This is a genomic window from Cohnella soli, from assembly GCF_042655525.1.
Classification (GTDB): Bacteria; Bacillota; Bacilli; order Paenibacillales; family Paenibacillaceae; genus Cohnella; species Cohnella soli.
In genome coordinates, this window is the sequence record NZ_JBHSMI010000028.1 from 981,548 (window position 1) to 1,005,993 (window position 24,446).

Annotated in this window: 23 protein-coding genes; 12 read left to right on the forward strand and 11 right to left on the reverse strand. The window is 54.3% G+C overall.

Annotated features, from left to right (window positions below):
- Window positions 1–26 precede the first annotated feature (26 nt).
- The gene (gene groL / locus ACFPOF_RS20155; RefSeq protein ID WP_378135918.1) at window positions 27–1,655 is read left to right on the forward strand and encodes a chaperonin GroEL; all 1,629 of its coding nucleotides are present in this window, start codon (window positions 27–29) and stop codon (window positions 1,653–1,655) included.
- Between the two features lie 591 nt (window positions 1,656–2,246).
- Here the strand turns inward: groL and ACFPOF_RS20160 are convergent.
- From ACFPOF_RS20160 to ACFPOF_RS20195, 8 genes are all read right to left on the reverse strand, one after another.
- Window positions 2,247–3,563: a HAMP domain-containing sensor histidine kinase gene (locus tag ACFPOF_RS20160; RefSeq protein WP_378135920.1), complete on the reverse strand. Its 1,317-nt coding sequence runs from the start codon at window positions 3,561–3,563 to the stop codon at window positions 2,247–2,249.
- On the reverse strand, window positions 3,563–4,261 hold the full coding sequence (locus ACFPOF_RS20165) for a response regulator transcription factor (RefSeq protein ID WP_378135922.1): 699 nt from the start codon (window positions 4,259–4,261) through the stop codon (window positions 3,563–3,565). Before ACFPOF_RS20165 ends, ACFPOF_RS20160 begins: the two co-directional genes overlap by 1 nt.
- Before the next feature lie 144 nt (window positions 4,262–4,405).
- Entirely contained in the window at window positions 4,406–4,741 is a 336-nt protein-coding gene (locus ACFPOF_RS20170; RefSeq protein ID WP_378135924.1) for a hypothetical protein, read from the reverse strand.
- Window positions 4,742–4,855: 114 nt separating this feature from the next.
- Window positions 4,856–5,356: an LPP leucine zipper domain-containing protein gene (locus tag ACFPOF_RS20175; RefSeq protein ID WP_378135926.1), complete on the reverse strand. Its 501-nt coding sequence runs from the start codon at window positions 5,354–5,356 to the stop codon at window positions 4,856–4,858.
- Between the two features lie 94 nt (window positions 5,357–5,450).
- On the reverse strand, window positions 5,451–6,071 hold the full coding sequence (locus tag ACFPOF_RS20180) for a histidine phosphatase family protein (protein WP_378135928.1): 621 nt from the start codon (window positions 6,069–6,071) through the stop codon (window positions 5,451–5,453).
- A 48-nt stretch (window positions 6,072–6,119) separates the two neighbouring features.
- Window positions 6,120–7,559 carry an FGGY-family carbohydrate kinase gene (locus ACFPOF_RS20185; RefSeq protein WP_378135930.1) on the reverse strand — a complete coding sequence of 480 codons (1,440 nt, stop codon included), beginning with the start codon at window positions 7,557–7,559 and terminating at the stop codon, window positions 6,120–6,122.
- A 107-nt stretch (window positions 7,560–7,666) separates the two neighbouring features.
- On the reverse strand, window positions 7,667–8,425 hold the full coding sequence (locus tag ACFPOF_RS20190) for a DeoR/GlpR family DNA-binding transcription regulator (RefSeq protein WP_378135932.1): 759 nt from the start codon (window positions 8,423–8,425) through the stop codon (window positions 7,667–7,669).
- Window positions 8,426–8,545: 120 nt separating this feature from the next.
- Window positions 8,546–9,742 carry a M20 family metallopeptidase gene (locus ACFPOF_RS20195; protein ID WP_378135933.1) on the reverse strand — a complete coding sequence of 399 codons (1,197 nt, stop codon included), beginning with the start codon at window positions 9,740–9,742 and terminating at the stop codon, window positions 8,546–8,548.
- 201 nt (window positions 9,743–9,943) lie between these two features.
- Between ACFPOF_RS20195 and ACFPOF_RS20200 the strand changes: the two genes are divergently transcribed.
- The 4 genes from ACFPOF_RS20200 to ACFPOF_RS20215 all read left to right on the forward strand — a co-directional run bounded on the left by ACFPOF_RS20200 (window position 9,944) and on the right by ACFPOF_RS20215 (window position 13,805).
- Window positions 9,944–10,927, forward strand: coding sequence for a Gfo/Idh/MocA family protein (locus tag ACFPOF_RS20200; protein ID WP_378135935.1), 984 nt, complete (start codon window positions 9,944–9,946; stop codon window positions 10,925–10,927).
- A 15-nt stretch (window positions 10,928–10,942) separates the two neighbouring features.
- Entirely contained in the window at window positions 10,943–11,941 is a 999-nt protein-coding gene (locus ACFPOF_RS20205) for a helix-turn-helix domain-containing protein (protein ID WP_378135937.1), read from the forward strand.
- A gap of 42 nt (window positions 11,942–11,983) precedes the next feature.
- A complete protein-coding gene (locus ACFPOF_RS20210; protein ID WP_378135939.1) occupies window positions 11,984–13,063 on the forward strand; it encodes a Gfo/Idh/MocA family protein in 1,080 nt (359 codons plus the stop codon).
- An 85-nt stretch (window positions 13,064–13,148) separates the two neighbouring features.
- Window positions 13,149–13,805 carry a M50 family metallopeptidase gene (locus ACFPOF_RS20215; protein WP_378135941.1) on the forward strand — a complete coding sequence of 219 codons (657 nt, stop codon included), beginning with the start codon at window positions 13,149–13,151 and terminating at the stop codon, window positions 13,803–13,805.
- Between the two features lie 82 nt (window positions 13,806–13,887).
- Here ACFPOF_RS20215 and ACFPOF_RS20220 read toward each other — a convergent pair whose 3' ends face one another.
- Entirely contained in the window at window positions 13,888–14,427 is a 540-nt protein-coding gene (locus tag ACFPOF_RS20220; protein WP_378135943.1) for a hypothetical protein, read from the reverse strand.
- 31 nt (window positions 14,428–14,458) lie between these two features.
- Here ACFPOF_RS20220 and ACFPOF_RS20225 point away from each other — a divergent pair, with 31 nt between their 5' ends.
- A complete protein-coding gene (locus tag ACFPOF_RS20225) occupies window positions 14,459–14,620 on the forward strand; it encodes a hypothetical protein (protein ID WP_378135944.1) in 162 nt (53 codons plus the stop codon).
- 49 nt (window positions 14,621–14,669) lie between these two features.
- Here the strand turns inward: ACFPOF_RS20225 and ACFPOF_RS20230 are convergent, their stop codons facing one another.
- Both ACFPOF_RS20230 and ACFPOF_RS20235 read right to left on the reverse strand, forming a co-directional pair.
- Complete coding sequence (locus ACFPOF_RS20230; RefSeq protein ID WP_378135946.1) at window positions 14,670–15,284, reverse strand: acyl-CoA-like ligand-binding transcription factor; 615 nt, start codon at window positions 15,282–15,284, stop codon at window positions 14,670–14,672.
- Between the two features lie 101 nt (window positions 15,285–15,385).
- On the reverse strand, window positions 15,386–16,894 hold the full coding sequence (locus tag ACFPOF_RS20235) for a DHA2 family efflux MFS transporter permease subunit (RefSeq protein ID WP_378135948.1): 1,509 nt from the start codon (window positions 16,892–16,894) through the stop codon (window positions 15,386–15,388).
- Window positions 16,895–17,111: 217 nt separating this feature from the next.
- Between ACFPOF_RS20235 and ACFPOF_RS20240 the strand changes: the two genes are divergently transcribed.
- The 6 genes from ACFPOF_RS20240 (at window position 17,112) to ACFPOF_RS20265 (ending at window position 24,332) form a co-directional block, all read left to right on the forward strand.
- A complete protein-coding gene (locus ACFPOF_RS20240) occupies window positions 17,112–18,260 on the forward strand; it encodes a DUF4367 domain-containing protein (protein ID WP_378135950.1) in 1,149 nt (382 codons plus the stop codon).
- Between the two features lie 230 nt (window positions 18,261–18,490).
- Window positions 18,491–19,666 carry an alanine racemase gene (gene alr, locus ACFPOF_RS20245; protein ID WP_378135952.1) on the forward strand — a complete coding sequence of 392 codons (1,176 nt, stop codon included), beginning with the start codon at window positions 18,491–18,493 and terminating at the stop codon, window positions 19,664–19,666.
- A gap of 204 nt (window positions 19,667–19,870) precedes the next feature.
- On the forward strand, window positions 19,871–20,152 hold the full coding sequence (locus ACFPOF_RS20250) for a CopG family ribbon-helix-helix protein (protein ID WP_378135954.1): 282 nt from the start codon (window positions 19,871–19,873) through the stop codon (window positions 20,150–20,152).
- Window positions 20,153–20,154: 2 nt separating this feature from the next.
- Complete coding sequence (locus tag ACFPOF_RS20255) at window positions 20,155–20,505, forward strand: type II toxin-antitoxin system PemK/MazF family toxin (RefSeq protein WP_378135956.1); 351 nt, start codon at window positions 20,155–20,157, stop codon at window positions 20,503–20,505.
- Window positions 20,506–20,606: 101 nt separating this feature from the next.
- The gene (locus tag ACFPOF_RS20260) at window positions 20,607–21,842 is read left to right on the forward strand and encodes an aminopeptidase (protein WP_378135958.1); all 1,236 of its coding nucleotides are present in this window, start codon (window positions 20,607–20,609) and stop codon (window positions 21,840–21,842) included.
- Between the two features lie 306 nt (window positions 21,843–22,148).
- Window positions 22,149–24,332: a Tex family protein gene (locus tag ACFPOF_RS20265; RefSeq protein ID WP_378135960.1), complete on the forward strand. Its 2,184-nt coding sequence runs from the start codon at window positions 22,149–22,151 to the stop codon at window positions 24,330–24,332.
- The last annotated feature ends 114 nt before the right edge of the window (window positions 24,333–24,446 follow it).

The window sequence follows — 24,446 nt, forward strand, 5'->3', positions numbered from 1 at the left end:
AACGGATAATAGGGAGGGTACTTACTATGGCAAAAGAAATTAAATTCAGCGAAGACGCGCGCCGCGCAATGCTACGCGGCGTTGACGCTCTGGCGAACGTCGTTAAAGTGACGCTTGGACCGAAAGGCCGCAATGTCGTGTTGGAGAAGAAATTCGGTTCTCCTCTGATCACGAACGACGGTGTAACGATTGCGAAAGAAATCGAATTGGAAGACGCGTTCGAGAACATGGGCGCGCAGCTCGTTAAAGAAGTTGCAACGAAAACGAATGACATCGCGGGCGACGGCACGACGACGGCAACCGTTCTTGCTCAAGCGATGATTCGCGAAGGCTTGAAAAACGTAACGGCAGGCGCTAACCCGATGGTCATCCGCAAAGGGATCGACAAAGCGGTCAGAGCGGCAGTCGAGAAACTGAAAGAAATCTCCAAGCCGGTTGAAGGCCGTAGCGATATTTCCCAAGTTGCAGCGATTTCCGCTGCTGACTCTGAAGTCGGCGAGTTGATCGCGGACGCAATGGGCAAAGTCGGCAACGACGGCGTTATTACCGTTGAAGAATCCAAAGGCTTCAACACCGATCTCGAAGTCGTGGAAGGTATGCAATTCGACCGCGGCTACATTACGCCATACATGATCACCGACACGGACAAAATGGAAGCGATTCTCGAAAATCCGTTGATCTTGATCACGGACAAGAAAATCACGAATATCCAAGAAGTGCTGCCTGTGCTTGAGAAAGTCGTTCAATCCGGCAAGCAATTGCTGATCATCGCTGAGGATATCGAAGGCGAAGCGCTGTCCACGCTGATCGTGAACCGTCTGCGCGGCACGTTCACTTGCGTTGGGGTTAAAGCTCCTGGCTTCGGCGATCGCCGCAAAGCGATGTTGCAAGACATCGCGGCGCTTACGGGCGGTCAAGTGATTACGGAAGAGCTTGGACTTGAACTCAAGTCGACTTCGCTTCAACAGCTCGGCACGGCGCGTCAAGTGCGCGTGAACAAAGAAAACACAATCATCGTCGACGGTGCAGGCGAGAAAGCCGACATCGAAGCTCGCGTGAAACAAATCCGCGCGCAAATCGAAGAAACGACTTCCGATTTCGACCGCGAGAAATTGCAAGAGCGTCTTGCTAAGCTTGCTGGCGGCGTTGCGGTTATCAAAGTCGGTGCAGCAACGGAAACCGAACTGAAAGAGCGCAAGCTGCGCATCGAGGATGCGTTGAACGCAACTCGCGCGGCTGTCGAAGAAGGTATCGTATCCGGCGGCGGCACAGCTCTCGTTAACGTATACGGCGCAGTTGCTGCTGTGTCCGCAGAAGGCGACGAGAAAACCGGCGTTAACATCATCCTTCGCGCTCTCGAAGAGCCGATCCGCACGATCGCTGCTAACGCGGGCCAAGAAGGTTCCGTTATCGTCGAGCGCCTGAAGAAGGAAGCCGTAGGCACGGGTTACAACGCTGCTACTGGCGAATGGGTTAACATGTTCGAAGCCGGCATCATCGATCCGGTGAAAGTAACGCGTTCCGCGCTGCAAAATGCGGCTTCCGTTGCGGCTGTTTTCTTGACGACCGAAGCGGTTATCGCCGACAAGCCAGAGCCTAAAGCTCCAGCTGGCGGCGGCATGCCTGACATGGGCGGCATGGGCGGCATGATGTAATACAGGCTGCGAAGCCTGTAGCATCAAGGGTTTTGGCTCTGGCAGGAGCAAAAGAGTAACATTGGTAGGTAACAGAAGACACCTTAGAGCGATGGAGATTGCTCTGAGGTGTCTTTTTATGTTTTAAAAAAGTACGACAGTATCGTCCAGTTGCCGATTCACCGTAAGCATCCTCAGGCGGACTCCCTCGTGTACCGCTTTGTACGAATTTTCGCTCAAACGCCCCCAGACGGACTACCTCATGCACTGCTATGTACGAAATTTCATATAAACTTCCTCTGACGATCTACCTTGTTCAATGCGATATAAATCATCGATTGCGGCAACTGCGGAGAACGGCATTCGTAATGGCGTCATAATGAAGATATACTGCAAACGTTCATTACGCTCGGATCGGAAGACGTAGAGCCTTTTGCCGGCGTATGGGATGCAGTGCTACACACAAGCGCCAAGTGTTTGAACATTTGATCTTGAGCGGTTGGGTGGCGGAAAACAAAGCGTTCTTCGAGAGACTTTTGAGCTTAACACATGAATATGAAGGAAGAACGATGCCGATTGCAGCCTCGGGGCAGAAAGAATACGGCGCCGCCTTCAAGCACTCCATTCATAACGGAAACGCGCGCCGCCCCACTCGGAAACCTCGCATACGAGCGTCGCGCCCATGCGCTCGGAGATTTGGCGGCAGATCGTTAGACCGAGGCCGAGACCACCGTCGTTCCCTTTGTAGAATCGAGAGAAAACCGTCTCCCGCAACTCTTCCGGAACGCCAGGTCCATCGTCGTCTACGGTGATTCTCCATTGGTTCTCTTCCCGCGAAATCATGATCCTCGCCTGTGTGGCGGCATGCCGTGCAGCGTTCGACAGTAAGTTGAGCATGACGAGGAATAGCTGTTCCGCTGGAACCTCCGCCCACATGGAGTCTTCGCTTTCTACGTGGATCGCGACCTCATCCTTCCCCGCAAGCGGCGAGACGATCTCCGCCGCGTTGCCCGCCATTTCTCTCAGGTCGACCATCTGCACAGGCCATTGCTCACTCTCCGATTCCAGCCTGGACAACTCCAACAGTTTACCGACCATCTGAATGAGCCGTTGCGATTCGTTGCAGATGACGTTTAGTGCTTGCTCCTGCGGTACAACCTGATCTTTGATGGCCATCGCGTAGCCTTGAATGGACATGAGCGGCGTCCGCAGCTCGTGCGACACCTGATGCAGGAACGCCGTCTGATGCTCATGATGGCGGCCGATCCGGTCGGTCATTGAGTGGAATGTCTGAATTAGCTTGCCAATCTCGGATCCGGAATCGGCAGTCGGCAGCGCTTCAGACCATCGGTCCGGCCGGTAACCACTGACCGCTTCCCGCAACCGCTTCAGCGGACGTGTGGTGTTCCAGATCATGAAAAAGCCGACCATGAAAATAAATAGCGAGCTCGCTGCAAGCGCGGCGGCGGCAATAGCGATCCATTTGCGGTGGAAGCCGCTTAATGCGCCTAGCGGCGTAAATAGCATGAGGCGCAGTTGCTTGTCGTCGATATCGTTCACCGTATATAACCACTGCTCGCCGTGTCTGCTGAGCGTATCCGTCGTGCCGCTAACGCCGGCCCGGAGGTGTTTGCCGATCAGCGAGGCATCGCTTGAGGCGATGACGCGATTGTGCGGATTAAGCACGGCGTAATCGGCGTCGAACAGATGATTTTTGAATCGGATTGCCAGGTCAGTGTCGTCAAGATCGGAGATCTCGCCGCCGTCCAGCACCTCAAGCGCTTTCTGAAGCTGGATCTCGAGCTGCGTACGTGCCTGATCCTTGAACATCCCGTTCGTATAGACGGAGAAGAGGAAGATCGTTACCGACACGGAAAACACCATGACGAGAACAAGCGACAGGATTAGTCGTCCGCGAATCGTTCGCATCAGGGTTTCACCGTCGCCTTGTAGCCGAAGCCCCACAATGTTTCGATGGAGATGGTCGAACTCGCTTCCGCCAGCTTTTTGCGTAATCGCTTGACAAGATCATCCACGACACGCACGTCGCCCATGAAATCGTACTGCCATATTTGAGCGACGAGCTGTTCGCGGCCGAAGGGCCGGTCCAGCCGCCCAAGCAAGAAAGCGAACAGCTCGAATTCCCGCGAGGTTAGCGACAGCTCCGTGCTCTCCACCAAGACTCTGCGGTAGTCGGGATCGAGCGTGACATTGCCCGCTTCGATGGCGCGGCTCCGGTCCGTGACAGTATCCGTGGCTTGCTTGGCGCCAACGAGTCGCAGCAGCGACCTGACCCGACCGACAAGTTCCCTTGGGTTAAACGGCTTCGCGAGAAAGTCGCTGCAACCTAGTTCCAGCCCGATGATGCGGTCGGCTTCGTCGCCTTTGGCAGACACCATCACGATCGGTATTTCCGTAAACGCTCGGAGTTCGGTCAGCAGGGCGAGTCCGTTGACGCCTGGCATCATGATGTCGAGCACGAGCAGATCCGGTTCGTTACGTCGCGTCCAATCGGCGAGTCCTACGCCGTGGCGGAATGTCGTTACCTGCATGCCTTCCTTGCGCAAATATTGAGCCATCAGCTCTAGAATAGGAAGATCGTCGTCGACGACCGCAATATGGGCCACTGCCATCATCTCCGTACTAGGGCGTGTCGAATACCCTCTGAGCGGGTTTTTAAACACGACCTAAGATTTCACTTCTAATCTAGCAGAAAAAGGGCGAAGCGAGAAGTCCGTTCTCGCTTCGCCTATTCACTTATACGGCCGATTTTATTTGGTGGTTGCCGTTGAGGTTTTTTTTGGCGCGGCTGTTGTTTTTACCGTTTTTTTCACTGTTTTTTTCTTCGCCGTTTTTACCGGATGTTTCTTATGTTTTTTCGTTTTGTGCGAAGTTCTTTTTTTGGCAGGTGCTTTCTTTTTGACCGGAGTTGACTTCTCGGCGGAACTTTTCGTTTGAACCGTCTTTTTGGCCGGTGCGGCGACTGTACTCTTCACGGCCGGTTTGGCGACGGTCGTGGACGCGGTGGCGGCGAACGCGCTGCCTGCGCCTGCGAGCAGAAGGACGGATGTGATGGCGGAGATTAACACTTTGGACAGTTTTTTCATGGGGGAAAGCTCCTCTCATATTGGGGTTCGAGTTCATCATAACGGACGAATTCGAGAGAAATGAGAGGGAATTACGGTAAAAGTGTGTGAACTTGTTACGTAAGATCACGTAGCCTATCTATTTTTGACCTTCTCCAAGTCGGCTTCCAGTCGGAATTGACGGCGATTGAGAATATCGATGCTATGCTCGTGAGTATTCAGGTCAGACGTGGTTTTAATTTCAAAATTTGTTTGAGTGGCTGCAAGCTGCTGAACCGTCTCGTAGGTTTCCAGAACTGCCCGCTGAATCATTGGAATGAGTGCGGTGTCTTGCTCGATCTTGTCGAGTCGGGCATTCGTTTTTTGTTGCTCGGACTTAAGCTCCGCCACATCGGACTTAAGTTCCGCCACATCGGACTTAAGCTCCGCCACATCGGATTTAAGTTCAGCAACATCGGACTTAAGTTCAGCCACATCGGACTTAAGTTCGGCAACATCGGACTTAAGCTCGGACATATCAGACTTTAACTCGGATACATCGGTTTTAACTTCCCGCAATTCGGTAAGGATCTGCTGCAGCAATTGTTCGCTCATTCCGTTTTTCATCTCCTCAACTTTGGTTTTGTTTGCAAGCAAGCTGGCCCGTCCTGTGATAGTCTTTTTTTCATTTTAGAGGTTGGCCTATGGCTTGCGCAAGTCAAAATAACGACTCGAGAGAGTTTTCGTCAGTCTAGCCATTTGTCGCAAGATGGGCTGTGCCGTTGATCTGTATCCAGACATATTCCTCGTCCAGCCTGTCGGCAATGGATATGCCGCAGTTATGCTGGGTGATACTGCGGTATTTCCGGCAAGGCAGATCTAATGTTGCAGTGATGAAGAGCCTGTTGGCGGTATTGTGACCGATAATGAGAATGGATTCTTCGGCGTGTTTCGCGGATTGCTCATTGGCGAAGAGTTGGTAGCGCTGGGCGATTTCAGCTCCGGTATTACCGGTAGTTCCGGCTCGGTACGTATCGGTGTCCCTCGTCCATGCTGCCCATTCCGGACCGTACGTCTCTTCGATTTCCCGGCGAGATAGGCCTTCCCATAAGCCGAAGTCGATTTCGTACAACCGTTCATCGACCGTCGGGACCAGATTCAGCATTTGGCCGATGATCGAGGCAGTCTGTCTGGAGCGCTGCAATGGCGAGCAGTAGACGGCGGTTATGCTGGCTGATCGCAGCGCGTACCCTGTCAAATGAGCCTGCCGTTCTCCTTGCGCATTCAGCGAAATGTCCGTGATGCCGCAATAGCGGTTTCCTTGGTGATTCCATTCCGTCTCTCCGTGCCGCAGCAAATAAATGCGTGTCATACCGCATCCTCCTATCTTAATAACGATTGTGGCATCCGCTTCGGAAAATCATTTCAGATAGCCTTTTTCGCGCAGCAGTTGCTTGAATCGTTCATATTGCTCCTCGTACGCCTGCTGCCAAGGTCCTGGCTCAACGTATTTGTCAATGATGCTCATACGCCGAACGGCCTCGCCGAGCGATTGGAATTCGGTTGCAGAGGCGGCCAGCATGGCAGCACCGACGGCCCCTTCCACATGTTTCATTTTGTAGATTGGCTTTCCGAGGACGCTGCTGCGGATCGCCAGCCAGATGTTGCTGGCGCTGCCGCCGCCGGCCGTGTAGACGTGATGGATGTGCTCGGACGACAGCGCTTCGATCGTGTCGTAAGACAGCTTCTCCATGTAGGCCACGCTTTCCAGCCGTGAAGCGTACGTTTGCACATCCGTCAATCCCTGCGCGTCAAATCCGCGAGCGTCGGGATTCAGGAACGGGAAACGTTCCCCCTTCTGAGTCAAAGCGTAACTGATCCAAGGGGTAGGCAGCCACTGCTCGGCTTGCTCGTCTAGCTCGCGGAGATCGCATCCGCTGAAATCGCGGGAAATCCAGTCGGCTCCCGTATTGCTTGCGCCACCTGGCATCCACCATCCGTCTGGATGTTTGTGGTTATAGATTCGCCCAAGCGGATCGTACACCGGACTGCGCGTCAGTCCTTTGACGACCAACGTCGTGCCGATCGTCGTATTCCAGTGGCCCGGTTCGGAACAACCCGATGCGATCTGCGAAGCGCAGCCGTCCGTCATTCCGGTTACGACCCGGATCGTCTGCGGCAGGCCGGTAAGCTCGCACACATCGCGATCCAGGCGGCCTATTATTGTCCCGGATGCGACTGCCTTCGGGAGTTGGCTGGGATGTATAGGCAAAGCATCGGTTACATAAGCGGGCCACCTGTCCCGTTCAAGATCGTAACCGCTCTTAAGCGCGCTCGTATAGTCTGCGATTCCCCACTCGCCGCTCAGTTTTCCTGTTATATAGTCAACGGCGTGGCACCATAACCGGATTTGCTCCGCTTGTTCGGGATACTGCCGATGGAACCATACCATCTTGGGTAAGCCGAATGAGGCGTTATACGGCTGCCCGGACACCTCTGCGCACAGGGCTGCTTCCTGCACAGCTCGATTGTCGCTGTACATGAGAGCCGGATGAAGAGGCTCATAATTGCGGTCCAATGGAATGACGGTGCCGGAAGTGGAGGTCACAGCAATTGCCTGAATACGGTCCAAATCGTTTTGCGAGAAGGCACTGCTCAATTGGCGCAGCACGCTAACGACCCCGCTCCACCATTGCTCGGGGTTTTGTTCGTTGCGGTTGTCTGTCCAGGCGAAATTGTGTTTAGCGGAGAACAACAGATTGCCATTCTCGCCCATCAGCATAGCTCGGACGCCCTGCGTGCCGATATCGACGCCAATGAATGTGGGGGAGGTCATTCGCTGTTTGGCAGCTGTCGTCATTCTTCTCACGCCCTTCAAAATTATCGAAACGATAATATGTTTATCGAAACAATATTAATCGAGTACCAAAGAGAGTGTCAACAGTCGGACGGACCTTAGGGGACAGTCTAGGCGATAACGACTCGGACCCCTTTCGCGGCAAGCGCTTGTCGGTATTCCGGCTTTAGTCCCTCATCGGTAATAAGCGTATCGATACGCTCGAGGGGGATGATGTCGGCGAAGCAGACCTTGCCCATTTTGTCGGAATCGGCCAGTACGATCACTTGCTCCGACGCCTCCACCATCGCTTTCTTGACTTCGGCGGACAACACGTGATTCTCGGTGGCTCCTGTGTGCAAATCGAGTCCGCTGATGCTGAGGAATACTTTATGGGCGCGGATTTCCTTAATGGACTGCACGGCTTTCGGTCCGACGACTTCCTGAAGCGAAGACTGAAGCATGCCGCCGATCAGGTGCACGAACACATCCCGCCGTTTGTCCGCTTCCATAGCGATATGGAGTGCCGCCGTCACGGCGTTGAACGCAAGGTTGTCCGGCAATTGTTTCGCTAGCGCCATAATGGTTGATCCGGCGTCAAGAAAGACGGTTTCGCCAGGGTTGATCCATTCGGCGGCGGCTTTGCCGATACGCTCTTTCTCGTTATAGCGAACCCCGGAGCGTTCGCTGTACGGGATTTCATCCTGCCTGACCGACGGTATGGCACCGCCGTGCGTCCGTTGAAGCTTGCCTTGCGATTCAAGGAAACGCAGATCGTTGCGAATCGTCGGTTCGGATACTTCAAGCGACGATTTCAATTCGTGAATGGTGACGTTTTTCTTGTTCTGCAAAATTTGCAGCAGTATCTTATGCCTTTCTTCAACGGACAAGGGGAACACCTCTAGAGTGAAATGATAAAGGATGGTTTGTTTTATTTTATCACAAATGTTATCCAACTATTATCGATTCGTTAATATCAGTCAATGAAACGAAAGAAACGGTCAAGCGGGTTATTTCCCGCCGACCGTTTTAGCGAAATCCTCTTTAATGCGTGCGAGCAGGTCGCGGTCCGTCAGCACGTCACATGCCGTGTAGGCTAGCATCGTTGCGCCGAATGCCATTCCTTCGTATGCGCGGGGCTGTTGCGCAGAGTCGCGGAACTCGACCGTGTGCAGTTGGAACGGTTCGCCGACGACTTGTACGAACGGGTGGGCGGCGGGACAGCGCAAGCTGACGTTGCCAAGATCGAGCGATCCGTGGTCGTTCGCGTGCGCGATTTCATTTTCCGGGATGCCGTTTGCGATCAAATTAGCGGTGAATGCTGCGGACAGCGGCTCGTTCGTCCGCAATTCGTCGTAAGAATATTCATAGTTGCTGACCGTTACCTTGCAACCTGTCGCCGCGGCGGCTGCTTCGGCGCATGCCGTTACTTTACGGGCCAATTCGTCGGTATAAGCGCGGGAAGCCGCCCGCACATAAAATTGAGCCGATGCGTAATCCGGAATAATATTAGGCGCTTGCCCGCCATTCGAGACGATACCGTGGATTCGGGCCTCGTCTTTCGTTTGCTGCCGTAAGGCGTTCACGGCATTGAATAGCAGTATGACGGCGTCCAGCGCGTTGATGCCGTCGGCTGGATTGGCTGCGGCGTGCGCGGCTTTGCCGTGGAATTCGAACTGGAGCGCATCGATCGCCAGCGAAGAGCCGGATTTCTCAAACTGGCAATAAGGATGGGCCATGATGGCAATATCGCAATCATCGAACAAGCCGGCGGCGGCCATGTCGATTTTCGCGCCTTTCGTCTCTTCGGCAGGCGTGCCGTATACACGAATGATACCGCCCGTCTCATCAACGATCGCTTTCAATCCTGCTGCGGCTCCGAGCGCCATCGTGCAGATCAAGTGATGACCGCACGCGTGCCCAATATCCGGCAACGCATCGTACTCTGCGAGCAACCCGATGATCGGGCCGCTCCCTGCTGTGCCATATTCGGCGATAAAAGCCGTCTCCAGTCCGAGAACTGCCCGTTCCACGCGGTAGCCGTGCTTCTCCAGTTCTCCGGCCAGCAAAGCGGAAGCTAATTTCTCTTCATGCCCGAGCTCCGGATGGGCTCCGATATAAGATGCAATCTCGGTTAGCCGAGGGGCAAACGTCTCGATGGCGTGTTTGATGCGAGTTTTATATTGATCAGTCACATGTGTTGTCATTGAGGGGACTCCTTCTTTTATTTCGTTATCGCTATCGTATCTCTTCTCGGGGGCGTCAAGCAAGATGAGGGAATCCCCTTGTAATTAATGTCGCATTTTTATAGTTTATATGGCACGTAAACTCATTATATACTGCATTCAAGTTGTGTAATCTGTAATTGTTGTCGTATATTTTAAGTAACTGACTGAGGGGGATACGCCTTGATTCGCATTGGAAAAATCAGCTATTGGCACGTGCATGCGGACGAATATACAGGGTACGCGCTGGAGAATCCGAACACGGAGCTTGCAGCGATATGGGACGAGAATGAGGAAAGAGGCAAAGAGAAGGCAGCCGAGTACGGCGTTCCTTATTTCTCCTCATTGGATGAGCTGTTTGCGCAGGACATCGACGCTGTCATCGTTGACGCACCGACGAACATCCATCACGAAGTGATGCTGAAGGCGGCACGTGCCGGCAAACATATATTCACGGAAAAAGTCGTAGCGCCTACCGATAGCGAAGTGCGGGATATCGTTGCGGCGGTTCGCGAAGCAGGCGTTAAATTGACCGTATCATTGCCGAGACTGAACTTCGGGTCCACACAGGCGATTGCCCAGATCGTACAAGACGGCAAGCTTGGCACGCTGACGATGGCGCGGGTCAGATTGTCCCATAACGGGGCGACCGCGAACTGGTTGCCGGCACATTTCTATAATAAAGAGCAGACGGCCGGAGGCGCGTTGATCGACCTCGGCTGCCACCCGATGTATCTCGTTCGTCATTTTCTCGGCATGCCGGAGAGCGTAAGCGCGAACTACGGGTACGTGACCGGGAGAGAAGTCGAAGATAATGCTGTGTCCGTTCTTCGCTACGAGAACGGTGCGCTTGGCATCGTAGAAGCGGGTTTTGTGAACGCGCATTCGCCGTACTCGGTCGAGCTGCACGGCACCGAAGGCAGCCTGTTGTATGGATTCCCGAATGAGGAAGGCGTCTATCGTTCCAATCTCGGCAGCGACCAATGGGAAAAGATTAAAATTGAGGACTCGCAGCCAATGGCGTTCACCCAATGGGTAGGGCATATTTTGAATGACACGGAAGCGACGTACAACATCGAGCTGGCATCCGATCTGACCCGTCTAATGGAAGCTTCCAACCGTTCCGTGGCGGAAGGTCGTCCGATCCGGATCGATGAACTGGCGTAAGAAAGGGGTAAAGCGATGGGGACGGAGACGGCAAGCGGCGCAGCGAGGAAACAAGCAGGCAAATCGGCAAGCGGCGCCGGTCCGTTCCCGTACGCCCGCATGCTTAATCGCATGGATACGCTCGATCGGCTAGATCTCAAGTTTCGGTGGGGCAACTATGGCATTCGCGTGCTGAAGTGCCATTTGGCCGCTTTTCCGCCGGGACAAATTATCAATTTTCATAAACATTCGGAATACGAGTTTCATTATATTGCCAAAGGCAAAGGCAAAGTCATTCTTGTCGACCAGACGTTTGATCTTCATGAAGGGCTGTTTTATTTAACGGGACCTGATCTTGTTCATTACCAGGAGTCCGACTCCGAAGATCCGATGCACGAGCTATGCCTCCATCTGGACATCGTGCCGTTAAACGAAGATGTAAATTCTTCAGACGGATGGGGAGATTCGCTAGAAGCGGAAGAAGCGCAGAACTGCTTTGAAACGCTCGGCAGGCTGCCGCTTGCACCGCTTGTCGATCGATTTCATGCGATGAGCTCGTTTCTAGACGCTTATCGGTTCGGGGAAGAGCAGCCGTCGGGTTTCTATACGTTGCTGAAGCAAGCGATCGTACAAATCTTGCTGCGGACGGTTCGAGTGCTGGACTCGACGAACGGCAAATCGGAAATTCCCGTAAGGGACATGCAGTTCCACCGTTATCAACTAGCGACCCAATACATTCAAGACAACGAGGGCTTGCCGATTTCCTTGGAACAGGTAGCGGAAACGATTCACATCAGTCCGAGACAGCTGCAGCGTATTTTCCGGAGCGAAGGACAAACGACGTTCGGGGAATATTTGGAGCACGTGCGGCTGAACGGAATATGCGCGGACCTTGTTCATACCGTTCTGCCGATTGAGGAGATCGCCATTAAACATGGTTTCGCGAATCCGAATTATTTGTATCCTGTGTTCAAGAGTAAGTTCAACTTAACGCCGAACGTATACCGACGCCAGCACGCGGGAGACGTGAAGTAACTATTCAATCGCAATTATTCCAGCAGAGAGAAGGCGAATCAGATGAGTAAAAGACTCAAAATCGGCATTATCGGCAGCGGTGGCATCGCAAGGGCGCACGTTGCGGCGTATCGCAAACTTCCGTTCGTGGACATCGTCGCTGTAGCCGACGTTATTCCCGGCAAGGCGGGCCAATTCGTAGAGGCCGAGCAGTTGACGGAGACGGCTGCATACGACAGCCACCTGGATTTGCTCAAACAAGATCTGGACGGCGTCAGCATCTGCACGCCGAACGTGTCCCACCATCGGACGACTGTAGATTCGCTAAGAGCTGGCAAACAAGTGCTGCTCGAGAAGCCGATGTCGGTCACGTTCGAAGAAGCGCTCGAGATGACGCAAGCCGCTCGCGAGACGGGCAATATGCTGACTATCGGTTTCCAGCCCCGCTATGACCCGAATATGAAGCTGCTTCAGGAAATCGTCCAATCAGGACGTCTCGGTAATGTATATTATGCGGAGACGGGCGGCGGACGCCGTCGCGGCATGCCGGGCGGCACGTTCATTAGCAAGAAGCTCGCCGGCGCGGGGGCGATGGCCGATATCGGCTGTTACTCGCTCGACATGGCGCTTAATGCAATGGGTTATCCGCGTCCGTTGACCGTATCGGCGTTTACGTCGAACCATTTCGGTACGAATCCGAAATACCACGGAGAAGCGAGCAAGTTCGAAGTCGAAGATTTCGGCACGGCGATGGTCCGCTTCGAGAACGATCTCGTTCTGAACTTCAAAATTTCCTGGGCGATGCACATGGATACGCTCGGTGCGACGATGTTCCTGGGAACGGATGCAGGTCTCAAAATCACGTCGGCCGGCAGTGGCCCGTGGTCGGGCGTATGGGACGGCTCGATCGGTTCGATGACGTTGTTCCACGACGAATACGGCGGCCATACGCATACGGCGATTCCGCTTATCGAGCATAAGTTGAACCTGTTCGATGAGAAAGTGCGGGATTTCGCCGAAGCGGTGCGCGACGGACGTCCGGCTCCGATTCCGGGCGAGCAAATTTTGATCCAGCAGGCGATTATCGACGGCGTCCTCCGTTCTGCGGATGCAAGACGCGAAGTGGCGATCGAGCTGCCGTAATCGACATGTCTACTATACAGCCTCGTTTCCAATGGTATAATCATACCGATTCCATTGGAGAGGGGCTGTCGTTATTCGTGCTTGGGTGAAAACGGCCGTATTTCTTGCCATTACGGCGTTCTTGACGAGATACATTCCATTTTCGGCGTTTTTCCGCAATGTGGACACGCTCGTGCACGAGCTATCGCATGCGCTAGTTACGCTTGCGCTGTCCGGCGAAGTGAGGTATATCCACTTATACGCTGATCAGAGCGGTGTCACGTTGTCGACTTACACGACCGCATGGAAAGCGGTGCCGATCTCGCTTGCGGGGTATTTCGGCTCGGCGTTGTTCGCCCTCCTTCTATTCTACTTGCACTCGAAGCGGAAGGAGAAGGCAGGGCTGATCGTAATCGCGGTCGTCGCTTTACTAGGCTTGGCGCTGTTCGTCCGGAACGGCTACGGTATGTGGTGGTGCGGCGGCTTTGCTGCGGCTACGATCGTTGTCTATTATTTGTCCAAGCCCGGCTTAATCAAAGGCTATTATTTTCTCATCGCGTTTATTTGCCTGGTCGAGTCGGTCATTAGCTCGATTATCGTGCTATCGGCTGCATTGCAAGGCGGAGGCTCTGCGGGAGATGCATCGAATCTGAGCCAGGCGACACACGTTCCGGCGATTTTCTGGGCGGTGCTGTTTACGGTGTTCGCGCTCTGGTGCGCAAAAGGTTCGATTGCGCTCTTTTACAAGAGAGGATTCGATTGAGAGAGTTGATTACGAAAACGCCGTTCCGGGCAACTGAGCCCCGGAACGGCGTTTTTCGCAGGTTCGGAAAGTTGACAGTGCATTAACCCCCCAGCCCCTGCATCATCGGCATGATGGTCTTGATCATGCCGTAGCCCATTTTCATCATCGGCAACGCCTTACCCATCATGTTCAGGAAGTCTCCGAACCCGGCGCCGCCTGCGGCGCTGGCGCCAGCAGCTGCCGACCCGGCGGGATCGGTCGGGGCCGCGGCGGGGGCAGGGTTTTTGCCCTGCTTGCCGAATAGGGAGCCGCCGGCCAACATGGAAGGAACTCCGGGCATGGAAGCGAGCCCGGACATGAAACCTCCGCCGAACAGCGATCCGCCTCCCAATGCTGAGCCTATCATGCCGGGGAGAAACGCGGATACTCGAGCTTTGCCGTACCGCCCGACTTTAGCTGTTCCCCGTTTACGGCGATTCGGAATTTTTCGGCCGGATACGATAAGTCTGCCGCTTTCTGCGGCCGCTACCCAACCGATATACCGATTTCCGTTCTTCAATTCGATGAGAACGGGTTTTCCAACCCATTTTCGGGCCGACTCCTTCGTCATGCGGGCATTCGCCGATCTTATTGCTGCCATCGATCATCACCTCTTTTCCGGACGCACTACAATGTATTCTGACGAAGACAAATCGTCTGTACGCGCGGGCGGATGGAGGGATTTCAAAGCGATGGGCGGAACGATTGAAGTGAAATCGTCACTTGGGATAGGAACGACGATTCGTCTGATGTGGACGCTGGCCGACCCGGCGGAGCGGCAGGGAGAAAAATAAGAGAGCGCTGGCGGCTATCGACCGTCAACGCTCTCTTTTTTCATCAGGATCAAACATCGCCCTTAGCGATCGGCAAGCCTTTCTCCAGATAGGCTAACGATTCTTCCATCAGCGACAAGGAGTCGGTGTTCGGGCGATCAAGCGCGTAAATTTGGGTCGCCCATATTGTGCCGATGACTGCTCCCGAGAAAGTCATGACCTGCAAGTCATCGGCAGCGACCCCAACGCGCTCGCCCACAAGCTCCGAAATCAAGCGCATCGTATCCAGCATTTGATTCATGGATGCGGCGCGCAGTTCGGGCACGGAAAAGGTCAGCTCCATTCGCTCGCGGAACGCTTTCAAATCTTCCTCGGGTATGGCGGACGTGCCTAATTTGACGGCGTTTCTCATTGCTTGTATTGGACTGAGTTCTTTCGGTTGCTCTCGGAAATATTGTGAGAGAAGCGGATCGTAATCATCCTCGAGCACGACGGCTTCCTTGGTCGAGAAATAGCGGAAAAATGTGCTGGGAGAGATGTCGGCAGCTTCGGCGATCTGCTCGATCGTCGTCGCTTGATAGCCTTGTTCCCGGATAAGTCTCACGGCATGCTGCTGGATCGCTGCTCTCGTCTTGATTTTTTTGCGTTCCCGCAACCCCATTGCCGGTCGTTCTCCTGAAGTCACCGTGATTCCCCCCCTTGTTAACACTCTCCTCCTAGTGTACCGATTTTTTCAAAGCCGGACAACTCGCAGACTCGACGTCGAATGTTGAATTGAGCCAAATGTTACAGAGCAATGTCGCTGTTGGATGACGACGACATTCTGCGAGGCAGGAACGCTAGCGCCAGAATGGCTCCAAGCAACGCGATTCCCCCGCAAATCCACAGCAAGGAAGACATTCCGTTAACGAACGAGTGCCGGACGTTGTTCAGCAAGTCGTTCGCGTTTAATTTGGTCGCTACGGCGATGCCGGAGGTAACGCTTCTTTCAATTTTGCTGGCAATGTCGCCAGGCAATCCATCCAAATTAAGCCCCCGGATGTACGCATCGTTCAGAGCTGCGCCAAGCAGTGCGACGCCGATGACGCCGCCGACTTGACGGAGCGCCATAATAAGCGCGGAGCCGACGCCGCTTCGTTCTGCGGTGAGCACATCCAGCGCCGCGCTCATCGCGGTGGGCAGTGCAAGACCAAGGCCGAGACCGGCTATGATAACCCAGATGACGACAAAGCCGTAGCCGCTTCCCGTGTCGGTCGCGGCGCCGATTGCAAGTCCAGCAGAGAGGAAAGCGAAGCCGATCGCGGCGGTCACCTTTAGTCCGATTTTTTTGTTCAGCGCATCAGCAATTTTCGCGCCGACGATCAGTCCTCCGATCAACGGCAATAACCGTAATCCGGTATCTAACGAATCGGAGCCGGAGATCGCTTGAAAAAATTGCGGAAGCACGAACAGCAAGCCGAACATCGCGCAAGAAACCAACGTCGCCAATATGGCTCCCCAAGTAAAACCGGGCATTCTGAACAGCGACAGATCGATCAGAGGATGTTTCGAGCGCCGTTGCCAGATTGCGAATAGTGCCAACCCGAGCGCGCCGGCGACGATTGTGAAGATTGAAGTCGTATCGCCCCAACCTTCCTCACCGCCGCGGATGATGCCGAATGATAAAGCTGTCAGCCCGACGCTTGAGCATACAATACCGAACAAGTCGATGCGCGGGCGTTCGCTGCTGCGGGATTCCGGCATTAACGCCGATACGGCGAAAAGAGCGATGGCAACAAGCGGCAGATTAATATAGAAGACCGAGCCCCATTCATAATGTTTGAGCAGCCATCCGCCAACAATCGGTCCGAGCGGGATGCCGAGCATGTTGGCCATCGCCCATAGCGTCATCGCTTTCGCCCGTTCCGCACCTTCGAACAGAACCGGGAGGATCGACATCGAGAGGGGGATCAGGAACGCGGAGCCAAGGCCGAGGAATGCGCGCATGACGATAAGCATATCGGAAGAATCCGCGACCGCGCACCCGACCGAAGCTGCGCCGAACAACGCCAAGGCGAAGAGCAGCATTTTTTTGCGCCCGTACCGATCTCCGAGCAGGCCTGCGGGCAGCAGCGCCGCAGCAAGTACGAGGTTGTAAGAATTGGCGAACCATTGCAACTGGCCGGTCGAAGCGACAAGATCGGCTGCCAGCGTCGGGAGTGCCACGTTCAAAATCGTCATGTCCAAGCTGACGGCGAGAATACCGAAGGTGAGCGAGAAAAGGATCCACCATTTCCGCAAGTCGGCGTTTTTCATTGAAGTACCGCCTTTCCAAGTAAGGGATTTGATAATGAGAGTTTATATAAAATGATAGTAACTGTCAATATACACGAACAATCATTTTACACCCAAGATCGCGTGTCCAAAAAATATTGGCTTTTTACGTGTCCAAGCCGAAGCTTGCCCGAATAATCGGCCAAGACCCCTCATAGATTGAAGCATGGAATTATTAATGTGCTGAGGGGTGGATCGCATGCGTCGTCGGATTTCATGGATCGCTGCCGTAGTCGCTATGTTCTCGGTCGTCTGGCTGACCGGGTGCGGAAGCAAAAACGCGGATTCGATCGTGAAGGATTTGGACAAGGTTGTAGGTAAAATGGAAAGTTATGAAGGCAGCGGTACGATGACCTTACATACAGGGCAGCAGCCGCTCGAGTACAAAGTGGAAGTATGGTATCAGAAGCCGAAGTTGTATCGCATCGCCCTGACGAACGCGAAGAGGGACATTACTCAGATCGTTCTGCGTAATGACGAAGGCGTGTTCGTGCTTACGCCGCAATTGAACAAGAGCTATCGGTTCCAAAGCGAATGGCCGGAAAATCAAGGACAAGTGTACTTGTTCCAGACGCTCGCCCAAAGCATCATCCGCGACGAGCAGCGCCAATTCGCAACGGAGAAAGACAACTACGTATTCGATGTCATGGCAGGAAACTACCAGAACGGTTCGTTCGCCCGCCAGAAAATATGGTTGTCCCAGGACAACCTTGCGCCTAAGCAAGTCCAGGTGACGGACTCGAGCGGACAGACGATGGTGGATGTGAAGTTCGATACTTTCGTCTTCGGCAAGAAGTTCGATAAATCCGCTTTCGATATGGACAAAAATATGGGCATTGAGCCGAAAGCGAACGCCAAACCTTCCGATCATTCGGCTGAAGGCAGCCCGAGCCCGGGGGCCACTTCGTCTCCTGCACCTGATGCATCGGCCAGCGCGTCGCCAGGCGAAGACGATGAGACGTCCGTACAGCCGGAGCAGCCTACGGATCAGCCTGCGGCCGTGCCAACATTAGACTTCATCGAGCCCGATCCGGACGCGTTGCCGAAAAACGTAACCTTGAAGGACCAAACGACGGTTCAACTCGGCGAGAACGAAGGGATTATGGCACGTTATTCCGGAGACTATGATTTCACGATCGTCGAATCAATCGCCAAAGATCGTGCAGTCACGCTTAGCGAAGGCATCGTACTTGATCTGGGCTTTACGATGGCGCATCTTACTCGAGGCGAATCCAGTACGCTGACATGGACGTACGGCGGCGTAGATTACAGAATAAGCAGTGCGGATTTGAATCAGGATGACATGGTTCGTATCGCGCAATCGATGGAACAGTCGTCCGGCAAGTAAACGGGCAATCAGTCATCAGGTACATGGGAAAGAGGGAGGCCGATCCAACGCGATCGGCCTTCTTCGTCACGACGAAGAAGGCTGGCGGAAGGAAAAGGTTGGCTGCCCGAATATCGTTGACAGTGCTCCCCTATCCCGGTAACATTACTTTATTATAGGGCGTATCTGAAAACCCGCTCAGGGGTTGTCAGACACGCCCTAGCAATCGCAGCAGAGTAGGTGAGCGTTTCGTGGACTGTTATTACCGGCCGACCGTGGCCGAGATTTCGCTCGACGCCCTCGCGCGTAACATCGGGGCGTTTCGCGGGCGAATCGCTGCCGGCACGAAGCTTCTCGCTTCGGTGAAGGCGAACGGTTACGGGCATGGCGCCGTCGAGATCGCTAATGCGGCGGTCGCGGCGGGAGCGGATTATTTGGGCGTCGCATTTCTGGACGAAGCGCTGCAATTGCGCGAGGCGGGAATCGTCGCTCCCATTCTCGTGCTCGGGTATACGCCTCCGGAAGGTTTGCACGTCGCTAGAGATAACGATATTACCGTAACGGTGTTCAGGGAAGATACGTTAGATGCGGTTGACCAGCTGCCGGTTGAGGGCAGGCGGCTGAGGGCGCATGTCAAAATCGATTCAGGGATGGCCCGGCTCGGCGTCCTGCCTGCAGATGCGGAGAAGTTCCTTCAGCGGGCGGCCGGCACCTCGCAATTGGAAGTGGAAGGTATGTTCACTCACTTCGCGAGGGCGGACGAGAAAGATAAGGCGTATACGCGCATGCAAGCCGACCGCTTCGCAACTGCCGTTCGCGCGGCGAAGAAGGTAGGCCTCAACATTCCGATCGTTCACGCCGGCAACAGCGCGACCGGCATCGATTTGCCGGAAGACGTCGGGCAGATGCTTCGCCTCGGTATCGGCATGTACGGGTTGTATCCGAGCGACGAGGTGGACGCTGAGGTGCTCACGCTTGAACCGGCGCTTGCTTTAAAGACGCAAGTGGTGCACGTGAAAAGTCTTGCCGCAGGAGAAGGCATCGGTTATGGCACGCGATATTTTACGACGGGCAACGAATTGATCGGTACGCTTCCGATCGGTTACGCGGACGGCTATAGCCGGATGCTGAGCGGGAAAGCGCAAGCGCTTGTCCGCGGTCGCCGCGTGCCCATCGTCGGCACGATCGCGATGGATCAATGCATGATTCGCCTGGATGACGCTATTGCGCATGGAGAGCCTCCGATAGCGCCGGGTGAGGAAGTCGTACTCATCGGCCGACAAGGCGACGAGGAGATTTCCGCGGAAGAGATCGCCGCCTGGCTAGGCACAATCAACTACGAAGTGACATGTATGATTGCAGCTCGGGTACCAAGGAAGTTTCGTCAGGATGACGCTACTGTCCAAGTCGTGAATGCACTCATCTAAAGGGAGTTCACGCGCGCATTAGCACATAATGGAAATGGATTTTTCGTCAAGCAAGGCAGGAATGAACGCTCTTCATCACGAAAAGTAAGAGGCGGAGTTTTCGAAGGTTCATCCAGACATTATTATTGTCGTATATTTATTGGTCGGCTCATGCATACTGGAAATTAAGGTGCTCGTTGGTAAATCTTTGGAGGTGTCCGTTCGGTGGCCAATTTACACAATACGAAACGCATCATGATCAGTCTTCCTGATCATTTGCTGCGCGAAGTCGACTTCGTCGTCGCTAAGGAAAATACGAACCGCAGCGAAATCGTCCGACAAGCGATGAAACATTACTTGGTGGAACGAAAGAAGCGGTTGATACGCGACGCGATGCAGCGCGGGTATTTGGAAATGGCTAAAATCAACTTGAACATGGCATCCGAAGCTTTTCACGCCGAAGAAGATGCCGAAAGTATCCTCGGACGGCTCGTTAGCGGGGTGTAGCCTTGATCGTCAAACGCGGAGATGTGTTCTACGCGGATTTGTCGCCGGTCGTCGGATCGGAGCAAGGGGGCGTTCGTCCCGTGCTCGTCATTCAGAACGACATCGGCAACCGCTTCAGTCCGACGGTAATCGTGGCGGCCATTACGGCCCAAATTCAGAAAGCGAAGCTCCCGACCCATGTGGAGATTGATGCGAAAACCCACGGCATGGAGCGGGACTCAGTCATTTTGCTGGAGCAGATCCGGACGATCGACAAGCAACGCTTGACGGACAAAATCACTCATCTGGACGACGACACCATGCGCAAAGTAGACGAGGCCCTTCAGATTAGCGTAGGGTTAATCGATTTTTAAAACGAATTTCCGGACAGGTGCCGCTTGCGGTTGCCTGTCGTTTTTTGCGTCAAGTGAAGTGTCGGCATGCGAATATACATAGGGAAGAGAGCGTGACTTTCGTGGCAGAATGGGAAAAACAATTGGAGAAGTATGCGGAACTTATCGTACGTGTGGGCGTGAATATTCAGAAAGAACAAGAAGTTTTTATGATGTGCTCGATCGAAATGGCTCCACTGGCCAGAATCGTCGCAGCCAAAGCGTATGAAGCGGGCGCGTCCAACGTGCATGTGGACTGGTCTGACGAAGGATTGTCGCGGCTCAAATACGAGAAAGCGGCAGAAGACGTGTTTAACCGTTTTCCGGAATGGGAGACAGCCAAACGGAACGATTTCGTATCGAGGGGTGCGGCGTTTATTTCGATCGTTTCCCCAAATCCGGACTTGCTGAAAGGGATCGATTCGGCTCGCATCGGCAATTATCAGAAGGCGGCTGGCCAAGGGCTCGCGGAATTCCGCCGAGCGATTCAGGCGGATAAAGTCAGCTGGACCGTTGTTGCCGCATCGACGAAAGATTGGGCGGCGAAAGTGTTCCCGGAAAGCGAATCGGACGAAGCAGCCATCGCCCGCTTATGGGATGCGATTTTCCAATCCGTCCGCTTGAACGAAGCCGATCCGGTCGCCGCATGGCAGCGGCACAACGAGACGCTGCACGCGAAGAGCGACTATTTGAACGAGAAGCGATTCCGTAAGCTGCTCTATCGCGCGCCGGGCACGGAGCTGTCGATCGAGCTGCCGGAGAAACACATTTGGGTCGCCGCTAGCAGCACGAACGAGAAGGGCTTCTCCTTCATGGCGAACATGCCGACTGAAGAAGTGTTTACGGTACCGCTGAAAACGGGCGTGGACGGTTACGTCTCGAGCACGAAACCGCTGAGTTACGGCGGCAACATTATCGACGGCTTTAAGCTGACGTTCGAGAACGGCCGTATCGTTCATACGGAAGCGAAACAAGGCGAAGATATTTTGCGCCAGCTTGTCGCAACGGACGACGGCTCGCATTACTTGGGCGAAGTGGCGCTTGTGCCACACGAATCCCCTATCTCGCAATCGAACGTGCTGTTCTTCAACACGCTGTTCGATGAGAACGCTTCGAACCATCTGGCGATCGGAAGCGGCTACGCGTTTAACGTCGAAGGCGGCAAAACGATGTCTCCGGAGGAGCTTGCGGCAGCGGGCGTTAATTCGAGTATCGCGCATGTCGATTTTATGATCGGTTCAGCGGAAATGGACATCGACGGCGTTCAGGACGACGGTACGGTCGTGCCGGTGTTCCGCAAAGGCAATTGGGCGTTCTGATTTTTTTTTCAATAGTCCGCGTTTCCCGCGTGGGGGGCGCGGATTTTTTTGTGGAAAGTATGAAATCACTGCTTGATTTCAGTTTGCGGTTTCGCCCAATTGCTTTCAAATCCGAAGTAACTCCCTCTCCAACGTGGCTCCGATCAGAGAATTGCTTTCGAAACCGAAGTAATTCCCATCCAACAATACCCTCGCAACCTTTAACTTCGTAGGCGATTGCCCTGTGGTTCGCCTGTTCCCCTTGCATTCCCCGGCTTGCAAACACCATAATATAGGAATGTGAACATGCTACGGGGGGCTTGAACGATGAGTGTTGGAGAACAAACGGTCGCGCCGGCGGCTGCCAAAGAGAAAATGTTGAAAAGAATCGCAGGTGAACTCGGTCTCGGACTCGGCCAAGTGCGGACGGTTGCCGCGTTGCTCGATGACGGGAACACGATACCGTTCATTGCGCGTTATCGCAAAGAGATGACCGGCGAACTGGACGAAGTGCAACTGCGCGCCATCGACGACAGGCTGACCTATTTGAAAGGGCTTGAAGATCGCAAAGCGGAAGTGACTCGCCTGATCGACGAGCAAGGCAAGCTGACGCCAGAGCTTCAAGCGGCGATCGAACGCGCCGAGAAGCTGCAGGAAGTCGAGGACTTGTATCGTCCGTACAGGCAGAAGCGCAAAACCCGGGCGAGCGTCGCCAAGGAGCGGGGGCTCGAACCGCTTGCGTTGTGGCTGCTGTCTCAGCCGAGGCAGGGGGATCTGCTCGCGGAAGCGAGCAAGTACGTCGACGAAGACAAAGGCGTTCCGACGCCGGAAGACGCGATCCAAGGAGCGTCGGATATCGTGGCGGAGGGTATTGCCGATGATGCCGACATTCGCCGCTGGGTTCGTAAATTCACATGGGACAACGGCATTCTGGCGAGTAAAGCTAAAGATGCCGAAGCCGAATCGGTGTATGAAATGTATTATAGCTACACCGAACCTGTTAAGCGGTTGCCGCCCCATCGCGTGCTCGCAATGAATCGCGGAGAGCGTGAAGAAGTGCTGAGCGTTTCGATCGACGTGGACGCGGCGCGTATTCACCAGGAACTGGGGCGGCGGACGATCAAGGGACCGTCCGTCGTAAGCAGCGTGTTGTCGGCTGCGGCAGAAGACGCCTATAAGCGGTTGATCGCTCCATCCATCGAGCGGGAGCTCCGGGGTGAGCTCACTGAGAAGGCAGAGGAACACGCGATCGGCATCTTCTCCGAGAATTTGCGGAACTTGCTGCTGCAGCCGCCGGTCAAAGGAAGAGTCGTACTCGGTGTAGACCCGGCTTACCGGACGGGGTGCAAGCTGGCCGTCGTGGACGATACCGGCAAGCTGATGGAAGTGGCGGTGACCTATCCGACGCCCCCGAACAACAAGAAGGCGGAGGCGGAAGTCATTTTCCGTCGTTTCATTACCGGATACGGTGTCCAATTAATCGTCATCGGCAACGGCACGGGATCGCGGGAGACGGAACAATTCGTCGCAGATCTGATCAAAGCGATGCCTGAACGCAAGCTGCAATATTTGATCGTGAACGAAGCGGGAGCAAGCGTCTACTCCGCATCCAAGCTTGCCGCGGAAGAATTCCCGGACCTCGACGTGTCCGAGCGGAGCGCCGTATCGATCGCTCGCCGTCTGCAAGATCCGCTGGCGGAGCTTGTGAAGATCGAGCCGAAAGCGATCGGCGTCGGGCAATACCAGCATGACGTAGCGCAGAAGCGGCTTGACGAGAGTCTGACCGGTGTCGTCGAATCGGCAGTTAACCACGTCGGGGTAGACGTCAATACCGCATCGCCTTCGCTGCTCGCTTACGTGTCGGGCATTAATGCGACATTAGCCAAAAACATCGTGAAGCAGCGCGAGGAGATCGGCAAATTCACCGAACGCAAACAATTGCAGAAAGTGCCTCGTCTCGGAGCGAAGGCGTACGAGCAATGCGCCGGATTTCTGCGCATCGTCGATGGGAATAACCCGCTCGACAAAACACCGATTCACCCGGAATCGTACGAAGTCGTCGGGCGATTATTTAAGGAACTGGGGCTTCAGCTTCAGCATATCGGCTCGGATTCGTTGAAGGATCGGCTGAGTGCGATTCAGCTCGAAGAAGTGTCCGCGAAGCTCGAAGTCGGCGTTCCTACTTTGCGAGACATTTTGGATAGCCTCCAGCGCCCGGGACGCGATCCGCGCGACGAGCTTCCGCCGCCGATTTTCCATACGGACGTCTTGAACATTGACGATTTACAAGCAGGAATGGAACTTAAAGGAACGGTCCGCAACGTCGTCGACTTTGGAGCATTCGTCGATATCGGCATCAAGAACGACGGGCTTGTCCATATTTCGCAAATCAGCAACAAGTTTGTCAAACATCCGACGGAAGTTGTCGCGGTAGGCGATACGGTAACTGTCTGGGTGCTTGGCGTCGACCAGAAAAAAGGCAGAGTCAGCTTGACGATGCGCAAACCGTAAATCGCGTTAAACGATCAAGGCCAAACCGGGGAAGCTTTACGCTTTCTCGGTTTTTTAATGCATTTTCCATAGAAAGTGTTTTCATGTTAAGCTTGCCGAAACGCGCCGTTTTCG

What these genes read in the sequence shown, in the direction of transcription:
- groL (WP_378135918.1), top strand. Translation starts at nt 27, where the DNA reads ATGGCAAAAGAAATTAAATTCAGCGAAGACGCGCGCCGCGCAATGCTA.
- ACFPOF_RS20160 (WP_378135920.1), bottom strand. Translation starts at nt 3,563, where the DNA reads ATGCGAACGATTCGCGGACGACTAATCCTGTCGCTTGTTCTCGTCATG.
- ACFPOF_RS20170 (WP_378135924.1), bottom strand. Translation starts at nt 4,741, where the DNA reads ATGAAAAAACTGTCCAAAGTGTTAATCTCCGCCATCACATCCGTCCTT.
- ACFPOF_RS20180 (WP_378135928.1), bottom strand. Translation starts at nt 6,071, where the DNA reads ATGACACGCATTTATTTGCTGCGGCACGGAGAGACGGAATGGAATCAC.
- ACFPOF_RS20185 (WP_378135930.1), bottom strand. Translation starts at nt 7,559, where the DNA reads ATGACGACAGCTGCCAAACAGCGAATGACCTCCCCCACATTCATTGGC.
- ACFPOF_RS20195 (WP_378135933.1), bottom strand. Translation starts at nt 9,742, where the DNA reads ATGACAACACATGTGACTGATCAATATAAAACTCGCATCAAACACGCC.
- ACFPOF_RS20205 (WP_378135937.1), top strand. Translation starts at nt 10,943, where the DNA reads ATGGGGACGGAGACGGCAAGCGGCGCAGCGAGGAAACAAGCAGGCAAA.
- ACFPOF_RS20210 (WP_378135939.1), top strand. Translation starts at nt 11,984, where the DNA reads ATGAGTAAAAGACTCAAAATCGGCATTATCGGCAGCGGTGGCATCGCA.
- ACFPOF_RS20220 (WP_378135943.1), bottom strand. Translation starts at nt 14,427, where the DNA reads ATGGCAGCAATAAGATCGGCGAATGCCCGCATGACGAAGGAGTCGGCC.
- ACFPOF_RS20225 (WP_378135944.1), top strand. Translation starts at nt 14,459, where the DNA reads ATGTATTCTGACGAAGACAAATCGTCTGTACGCGCGGGCGGATGGAGG.
- ACFPOF_RS20235 (WP_378135948.1), bottom strand. Translation starts at nt 16,894, where the DNA reads ATGAAAAACGCCGACTTGCGGAAATGGTGGATCCTTTTCTCGCTCACC.
- ACFPOF_RS20240 (WP_378135950.1), top strand. Translation starts at nt 17,112, where the DNA reads ATGCGTCGTCGGATTTCATGGATCGCTGCCGTAGTCGCTATGTTCTCG.
- ACFPOF_RS20265 (WP_378135960.1), top strand. Translation starts at nt 22,149, where the DNA reads ATGAGTGTTGGAGAACAAACGGTCGCGCCGGCGGCTGCCAAAGAGAAA.